Source organism: Pseudomonas sp., assembly GCF_036404235.1.
Lineage (GTDB): Bacteria > Pseudomonadota > Gammaproteobacteria > Pseudomonadales > Pseudomonadaceae > Aquipseudomonas.
In genome coordinates this window covers 81,821-89,566 of record NZ_DASWOT010000215.1, presented here as the reverse complement: position 1 = coordinate 89,566, position 7,746 = coordinate 81,821, and the positions used below count along the sequence as shown (strand labels likewise).

8 protein-coding genes are annotated in these 7,746 nt (G+C 58.9%); 6 read left to right on the top strand and 2 right to left on the bottom strand.

Annotated elements, in window-relative coordinates; translation table 11 throughout:
- Positions 1–296 precede the first annotated feature (296 nt).
- Complete coding sequence (locus tag VGC62_RS27390) at positions 297–458, bottom strand: hypothetical protein (RefSeq protein ID WP_331190200.1); 162 nt, start codon at positions 456–458, stop codon at positions 297–299.
- A gap of 172 nt (positions 459–630) precedes the next feature.
- Entirely contained in the window at positions 631–1,974 is a 1,344-nt protein-coding gene (locus tag VGC62_RS27385; protein ID WP_331190199.1) for an outer membrane beta-barrel protein, read from the bottom strand.
- A gap of 342 nt (positions 1,975–2,316) precedes the next feature.
- Between VGC62_RS27385 and VGC62_RS27380 the strand changes: the two genes are divergently transcribed.
- The 6 genes from VGC62_RS27380 to VGC62_RS27355 all read left to right on the top strand — a co-directional run bounded on the left by VGC62_RS27380 (position 2,317) and on the right by VGC62_RS27355 (position 7,743).
- Positions 2,317–2,814, top strand: coding sequence for a hydroxyquinol 1,2-dioxygenase (locus VGC62_RS27380; RefSeq protein ID WP_331190198.1), 498 nt, complete (start codon positions 2,317–2,319; stop codon positions 2,812–2,814).
- Positions 2,815–2,861: 47 nt separating this feature from the next.
- Positions 2,862–3,884 carry a hydroxyquinol 1,2-dioxygenase gene (locus VGC62_RS27375; RefSeq protein WP_321374940.1) on the top strand — a complete coding sequence of 341 codons (1,023 nt, stop codon included), beginning with the start codon at positions 2,862–2,864 and terminating at the stop codon, positions 3,882–3,884.
- A 91-nt stretch (positions 3,885–3,975) separates the two neighbouring features.
- The gene (locus VGC62_RS27370; RefSeq protein WP_331190197.1) at positions 3,976–5,439 is read left to right on the top strand and encodes an aldehyde dehydrogenase family protein; all 1,464 of its coding nucleotides are present in this window, start codon (positions 3,976–3,978) and stop codon (positions 5,437–5,439) included.
- 9 nt (positions 5,440–5,448) lie between these two features.
- On the top strand, positions 5,449–6,516 hold the full coding sequence (locus tag VGC62_RS27365) for a maleylacetate reductase (protein ID WP_331190196.1): 1,068 nt from the start codon (positions 5,449–5,451) through the stop codon (positions 6,514–6,516).
- Positions 6,517–6,559: 43 nt separating this feature from the next.
- Positions 6,560–7,435 (top strand): dioxygenase, encoded by an 876-nt coding sequence (locus VGC62_RS27360; RefSeq protein ID WP_331190195.1) that lies wholly within the window; start codon positions 6,560–6,562, stop codon positions 7,433–7,435.
- Entirely contained in the window at positions 7,432–7,743 is a 312-nt protein-coding gene (locus VGC62_RS27355; protein WP_331190194.1) for a YciI family protein, read from the top strand. The genes VGC62_RS27360 and VGC62_RS27355 overlap by 4 nt, the downstream gene beginning before the upstream one ends.
- The last annotated feature ends 3 nt before the right edge of the window (positions 7,744–7,746 follow it).

Here is a 7,746-nt window from a genome sequence, read left to right as displayed (position 1 = left end):
AAACGCCCTGTTTCCGGTCGATTAGGGCGTTTTTCCTCACCCGCTCCGCGGCGCTAAACCCTGGAAGCTCAGTTCCGATTCTTCGTTCTTAAAGGTCACCATCCCAAATCAGAAGCGGGGCTGGATCTTGTGTGCGCCCATAGCTTTCTCCATCCGGTGTCTATGCGGGGTTGAGTGGTTGGGTGGCTTTGGCATGAGTTCCGATGCAGTAGCAATTAATGGGTGTTGCCATTCAAGATCAGGACGGGCAAAAAAACACCGCAAAATGCGATAGCGAACCTCGCGATTTTCGGTACCTATTCAAATTCACCAATGCTGCGTTTGGCCGCGGCAAATTTTTCTTCAAGGGTGCGCTGGCTAAAACCTGGCTTGTTGCGATTATGAGCCATGAGGGCGCTGATGATCGAAGCTCGACTGGTGAAGGAAGAGTACGGTCTGAGCTTTACGAAATTCTTCATCCATAAAGGCATCCTCATCTTGAGGGTGCGTGCAATGAGCCTGATGTTTACCCGTAACACGAGATATAAAACATCTCAGTCTGCTACGAAAAAGTGACCCGCATTTCGAAAGCTCAGAATCTCCCGCGCTGCTTAGACCCCAAAATGATCCATCACTTGCGACTGTATATGGTCAGAAATAATAGAGCATTTGCACCGTCGCGGTAGCCTGCTTGCGGTCTCTGCTATTGCCAAAAGGTTTGTCATCATCGCTGCCGGTAAACCAGTCATATCGGATCTCAGGGCGTAACGATAGATTACGCGTTGCTTCATAGCGAAAGCCCAAAGTCAGCGCGTTGAATGCACCGTGTGCTATTGATACCGGGAACAGTGCGAAACCGTCGGGATCCGCGAAATGTTCTACCCTCGCCGAGAAGATAAGGTCCTTGCGATATTCATAACTCAGAGAACTGTTCACGCCCCACCAGTGAGCGCCTGAGAACCGCGGGCCTGTCACGATATCGACAGTATCAACTTTGCCGTCGCCACTTTGGCGTCCATAAACCGCCTCGGCGCCGATTGACCAATGCTGGTCAAGCGCGAACCAACCATTCAATGAATGTTGCTGCTTGAGTTGGCCATTGGATGAAATCAAGCGAGAAGTGGGTGCTTGAATATCATCGACAGATTTATTCTGCTCGTCGCCAATAATAAACTCATAATCGATCCATCCTTGCATGTCGGCCCTGCGCCAACGTATTGCGCCTAACAGGGATTTGCTGTCGTTATTGTCTCTCAGATTATTCCAGCCCTGCACAATGCCTAGCTCGCCACCAAGCAGACTTGATTCGGTACTGATTAGCCTCGTACCCAAAACGACACCGCTGACGGTCGCTGGCTCGGTTACAAATGCATAAGTTTTGGTAGCAAAAGCATTGCGCGCAATTCGGATGTTCGGTGGAATCTCGTAGCCTACCCCCGGTCCGAAGATCCCGGCCATGACGCTGATCCCAGTGCCAACAGGCAGATAGGCCGTGCCGAACAGGTCGGGAAACGCGTAGAAGTTTTGCCGGCTTCGCTGAGCTTTGGCCGAGTCTGATGCGCCCGGCTCATTCACCCCCCAGTGCTCATCCCAGCCGGTGGTTCGCGCAAATTGACCGTCGCGACCATAGAGCAACCCGAAAGTGAAACCGAATGACGCCTCAGTAGGCTGCGGTCCCGGCAGTGGCGTAGCGCGCGGAACATAGCTGGTATTAAGAGGCTTTTCGATAAACAGATTGAAGAAAGACAGTTCGAACTTTTCGTCAGCGTAACCCGCCACAGGCAAGTTGGTCAGGCCACCGTGGCGCTCACTACGGGTCGATGTATTGTTACGTGAAAACCCCGCATCAACGACGCCATAAATGCGAATACCGGTGTCTCTTTCCAATTCGGGTATCAGCCAGGTTGCCAGGTCACCTTCTCCCGGCTGAGAGGGAGACGCCGCGCACAGGGTGCACGAAAATATTGCGCACAGTAATGCGATAGGGATACGCATAGAGGTATTTACCTTATTGTTATTGTTTGTAGTGGGTATTACGTGCACGACCCGAAGATCGTCTAAAAGGCGGGAGGGTTACTCATGACTTGGCCCTGTTGTTTTTATAGGCTAGTGCCCAGACGGTAAATTCACTGCCCCCCGCACGGCAAGAGCAATCTTGGCGAATAGATAATTCGCTGAAAACGAACAACTCAGCTACTTCGGCGCTCGAGCGCTCGGTGGTGTCGGACTGTTGTTCGCGTTTCGCGAACAGTCATTTCGCCCATAATGGCCTTGTTAGGGCAAGGGGGGCACCTTAACGTTGAGTCAATCAAACACAAAAATAACAGGGCTAAGACGATGAGTACTCAACCTGCATTCAAAACAGTTTTCGGCTCGCTGGCGCACTACACCAAAGGCTCGATCGAGCTGGTGACCGGCAAAAAAAGCCACTATGCCTTCTCCAATATCTTCGAAGTCGCCGGGCAATCGGCACCCTACGAGAAAGTCGTCGTGGGTCTCAATCTCAGCTATGTGATCGAAACGCTGCGCGCTGAAGGTACTTCTCCCTGGTTCACCTGTGCCCACGACGAGTTTGTCATCTCTGTCGACGGCAGCGTTCGCGTCGACTTCCTCAAGCTCGACGCCGCACCGGCGCAAGGCGAGGGCACCCAGTTTGCTGGCGAACTGCCGAAAGGTCGGCCAATGGGCTACGTGCTGCTCAAGCGCGGCCACCAGGCACTGCTGCCTGCCGGCTGCGCTTATCGCTTCGAAGCCAGCGCCCCCTGCGTGCTGCTGCTGCAAACCGTACAGGGCACCCTCAGCGTCGAGAAGTGGGCTGACATCTGCCTGAAATGATCCGTGTTCTGACCTCGACATCACTCCAAAAATAACAGGAGCCAATCATGGCTATGCTCGAAGCAGTTGAAACCGAGAACGCACTGTCGTTTGACAACCTGGTGGACGCCAGCGCCGCCCACCCCATCACCGGCTACAAGTCTTATACGCTGGGTGCCTTCAAACTCTCCCGCGACGAATACTTCGCCCGTATCGAATGGCCGGCCAAGGGTGAGCGCCGCTCGCACCTGATCCCGGCAGACGCTTTCCTGCGCGCCGTCATGCGTGACGTGGCGTGGGGCTTTTTCTACGGCTGGGTCAACTTCGACCACGTCTTCGGTACTCGCAACCTGTACGGCAAGGTCGACATGTACGCGGGCACTTTCAATGGTGTCTTAAGAGCCGCCGGTGTCGACTACACCGAGCAGTTCGAAACGCCGCAGATCATGGCCACCTTCAAGGCAATCCTGCGCGACTGGACCAACGCCGGCTTTGACCCGTTTGCCGCACCTTCCGAAACCGGTACGGCATTTGGCCGCAAACACGGCGACAACATCGAGGCAATTGAGCGTTTCCGCGTTGCCACCCGCCGCATGCCTGGCTTGGAAGGGGATTCGCCATTGCGCGACGACCTGCCGGTCAACCGCCATTTTGCCGATGTTGCCCAGGACGAGCCCGAAGTACACGCCGCCGAGGGTTTTGAAGGCCAACTGCACGCCTTCAGCCTGTTCAAGTACCTGTCGCGCTCCGACGTTAGCTGGAACCCTTCGGTGACCTCGGTGTGCCGCACCAGTCTGTTCTGCCCGACCACCGAAGAGTTCGTCCTGCCGATTGTCCATGGCAATGACCGGATCGAGTGGTTCCTGCAGCTCAGCGACGAGATCGTCTGGGATATCGGCGACAAGGACGACGGCAATCCCCGTGCGCGGATCACCATGCGCGCTGGTGATATCTGCGCGATGCCCGCCGACATCCGCCACCAAGGTTACTCGACCAAACGCTCGATGCTGCTGGTCTGGGAAAACGCTACCCCCAACCTGCCTCAGCGTTACGAAAGCGGCGAACTCAAGCCGTACCCCGTCGAGTTTTGATTATCGCAGCCCAGCGATTCAGGCTGGGCAGGCGTCCTTATACCAGTGCATTTTACAGTGCCTATCCAGGCACTGCAGGGAGTCTTTGCTCATGCAAAACCAATTGTTCATTGACGGCCAGTTCGTCCCCGCCCTTGAAGGCGGCGAGATCGATGTCGTCAACCCTGCCAACGGCGAGCTGATCACGCGTATTGCCGCGGCCCAGGCCGGGGACGTCGATCTCGCAGTGGCCGCGGCCAAGCGCGCATTCCCAGGCTGGGCGGCCACGCCGGGCGCTGAGCGGGGGCGGTTGCTGATGAAGCTGGCCGACCGCATCGAGGCCTGCAGCGATGAACTGGCGCGCCTGGAGTCGCTGGATACGGGCCATCCCCTTCGTGATTCACGGATCCTCGACGTACCGCGCACCGCCGCCTGTTTCCGCTATTTTGGCGGTATCGCCGACAAGATTGAAGGCAAGGTGATTCCGGTCGACGCAGGCTTTCTCAACTACGTGCAGCGCAAGCCGATCGGTGTCGTGGGTCAGATTGTGCCGTGGAATTTCCCGCTGATGTTCACCAGCTGGAAAATGGGCCCGGCGCTGGCCGCGGGTAATACCGTGATACTCAAACCGTCGGAGCTGACGCCGCTGTCGACGCTGCGTATCGCTGAATTGATGAAAGAAGTGGGCTTCCCGGACGGCGTGGTCAACATCGTCCCAGGCTACGGTCATACTGCTGGGCAACGCCTGGCTGAACACCCTGATGTCGGCAAGATCGCCTTCACCGGTTCTACCGCCACCGGGCGACGTATCGTCGAAGCCTCCCAGGGCAACCTCAAACGCGTGCAGTTGGAGCTGGGCGGCAAGGGTGCCAACATCGTTTTCGAAGACGCCAATCTCGACGCTGCCGTCAACGGTGCCGCCTGGGCGATCTTCCACAATCAGGGCCAGGCCTGCATCGCCGGTTCACGTTTGCTGCTGCAAGAAAGCATCGCCGATGAGTTTCTCGAGCGATTCATCACTCTGGCCCGTTCGATTCGCCTCGGCGACCCCCTGGACCCAAACACCGAGATGGGTCCACTGACCTCGGCGTTGCACCGCGACCGCGTGCTTTCGTTCGTCGACATCGCCCGCCAGCAGGGCGGCCGCATCCTCACAGGTGGCAAGACGCCGAGCGATCCTGCGCTGGCCTTGGGGTTTTATGTCGAGCCGACCATCGTTGAAGCAAAACCCGGTGATCGTGTCGCCCAGGAAGAGGTGTTCGGCCCGTTCGTGACCGTGCTGCGCTTTTCCACTGAAGAAGAGGCGCTGGAGATTGCCAATGGCACCGACTACGGATTGGGCAGTGGCCTGTGGACCCGTGACCTGCAGCGCGCCCATCGGGTGGCGGAAAAGATCAACGTCGGCATGTGCTGGATCAACTGCTACAAGCGTGTCAGCCCCGGCAGCCCGTTCGGCGGTTTGGGTCAATCCGGTTACGGCCGGGAGATGGGGTTCGATGCCATCCACGACTACACCGAAGCTCGCTCGGTATGGGTCAACGTCGACGCCAAGATCCTTCCCCACTACCCGCGCTGAGGTGACCCCATGAACGCATTCATCTATCAAGGCACGCCGACCCGAGTGATTTTCGGCGCCGGCAAACTGGCCAGCCTCAGCGACGAAATCCAACGGCTGGGCGCGCGTCGCGCGCTGATCCTGACTACCCCGGAGCAACAGGAACTGGGCGAGAAGGTCGCACAGTTACTGGGTGATCGCAGCGCCGGCGTCTACCCCCAGGCGGTGATGCACGTGCCACTGGAAACCGCGCAAGCGGCTCGCGAGGAGGCCGTGCGCCGCGAAGCGGATTGCTGCGTGGCCGTCGGTGGTGGTTCGACCATCGGCCTGGGTAAAGCCATCGCCATGGACAGCGGCTTGCCGATCCTGGCGGTGCCGACCACGTACGCCGGATCGGAAATGACCCCGATCTACGGCTTGACCGAAAACCGTTTGAAGAAAACCGGTCGCGATCCACGGGTCCTGCCTAAGACCGTGATCTACGACCCGGAGCTGACGCTGACCCTGCCGGTGGGTATGTCGGCCTGCTCGGGCATGAACGCCATGGCCCATGCGATCGAAGCCCTGTACGCCGAAGACGCCAACCCGGTGATCTCGTTGATGGCCGAAGAGTCGATCCGCGCATTGGCGCAAGCACTGCCGAAAATCGTCGACGACCCGCAAAACGTCGAGGCTCGTGGTCAGGCGCTGCAAGGCGCATGGCTGGCCGGCATCTGCCTGGGTTCGGTGGGTATGGCGATCCACCACAAGCTGTGTCACACCCTCGGCGGCACCTTTAACCTGCCGCACGCCCAGGCCCACGCCATCGTCCTGCCCCACGCGGCGCACTACAACCGCCGTGCGGCGGCCGAGCCATTGCGCCGTGCTGCAAGAGCATTGGGCGGCGAGCAAGCCGATGAAGTCGGGCCGCTGCTGTACGAATTGAACCGTCGCCTTGGCATTCCCTTGGCGTTGGCCGAGTTCGGCTTCCCCGAGCATGGTCCAGCCGAAGCGGCGAGCATTGCCTGTGCCAGCCCGTACTACAACCCGCGGCCGTTCGAACAGGATGCCATTGAGGCATTGCTGACCCGGGCGCTGAAGGGGCAAGCACCGGCCTGAAGGTGTTGCCGCTGTCCGTCGATAGCCACACGAGAATAACAATATGAATAACCTCGACTTGTCTTCCGAGCGTGAGATTACCGCCCGCGCCCTCAACAGCTTTGCGCACACACCCGATGCACGCCTGCGCTTTTTGCTGCAGACATTGGTGGGGCATCTTCACCAGTTTGCCAGCGAAGTCGAGCTCAGCGAGGCCGAGTTGTTGCAAGCGATCCAGTTCCTCACGGCCACCGGGCAGAAGTGTGACGACGTGGTGCGTCAGGAATTCATCCTGCTCTCGGATGTGCTGGGGTTGTCCATGTTGGTCGACGCCATCGAGCACCGCAGTGGCGTCGAGGCGACGCAGAGCACGGTGTTTGGGCCGTTCTACATCGCCGGCATGCCCGAGCGGGAATACGGCGAAAACATGGCGCTGATTCCCGGCAGCGCCTCGTTGATCACCGGCTACGTCCGCGACGCCGCTGGCAACCCTTTGCCGGGAGCCACCCTGGATGTCTGGCAGACCGCCGAAAACGGGCAGTACTCGGGTCAGGACGTCGCGCAGCCGCACGGCAACCTGCGCGGTCGTTACCACACGGATGAGCAGGGCCGCTATGCGATTCGCAGTGTGGTGCCGGTGAGTTATCCGATCCCCACCGACGGTCCGGTTGGCGATCTGCTGCAGGCCAGCGGCCGTCATCCGTGGCGCCCGGCGCACTTGCATTTCATGCTCGATGCGCCGGGTCATCGACGCCTGGTGACCCATCTGTTCAACGACGACGATCCCTATATCGATTCTGACGCCGTGTTCGGGGTCAAGGATTCGCTGCGCATCGTGTACGAACTGCGGTTCGCCAGCGACCCACTGGCCGAGCAATTCGATATCGGGACGGATTTCCATATCGCGACGTTCGACTTCGTCTTGGAGGCCACGGCATGAACCAGTTTTTTGCCATCTTCGCCACCGACAAACCGGGCCACGAGCCATTGCGCAGGGAGATCCGGCCCAGGCATCGCGAATACCTGCGTGAGCCCCACCCCCATCGCGTGGTGGTGCGCCTGGGTGGGCCAACGTTGAGCAACTGCGAAGGGGTCATGAATGGCACCCTGCTGGTGGTGGAGGCCGGCAGCTTGAGCGAGGCCGAGGCTTTTTTTGCCGACGATCCCTATGCCCAGGCCGGACTGTTCGAGCGTGTCGAGATCCGGCCCTGGAGCTGGGGACTGGGTAATCCTCAGATGGGAGCATGAGCC

What these genes read in the sequence shown, in the direction of transcription:
- VGC62_RS27390 (WP_331190200.1), bottom strand. Translation starts at nt 458, where the DNA reads ATGAAGAATTTCGTAAAGCTCAGACCGTACTCTTCCTTCACCAGTCGA.
- VGC62_RS27385 (WP_331190199.1), bottom strand. Translation starts at nt 1,974, where the DNA reads ATGCGTATCCCTATCGCATTACTGTGCGCAATATTTTCGTGCACCCTG.
- VGC62_RS27380 (WP_331190198.1), top strand. Translation starts at nt 2,317, where the DNA reads ATGAGTACTCAACCTGCATTCAAAACAGTTTTCGGCTCGCTGGCGCAC.
- VGC62_RS27375 (WP_321374940.1), top strand. Translation starts at nt 2,862, where the DNA reads ATGGCTATGCTCGAAGCAGTTGAAACCGAGAACGCACTGTCGTTTGAC.
- VGC62_RS27370 (WP_331190197.1), top strand. Translation starts at nt 3,976, where the DNA reads ATGCAAAACCAATTGTTCATTGACGGCCAGTTCGTCCCCGCCCTTGAA.
- VGC62_RS27365 (WP_331190196.1), top strand. Translation starts at nt 5,449, where the DNA reads ATGAACGCATTCATCTATCAAGGCACGCCGACCCGAGTGATTTTCGGC.
- VGC62_RS27360 (WP_331190195.1), top strand. Translation starts at nt 6,560, where the DNA reads ATGAATAACCTCGACTTGTCTTCCGAGCGTGAGATTACCGCCCGCGCC.
- VGC62_RS27355 (WP_331190194.1), top strand. Translation starts at nt 7,432, where the DNA reads ATGAACCAGTTTTTTGCCATCTTCGCCACCGACAAACCGGGCCACGAG.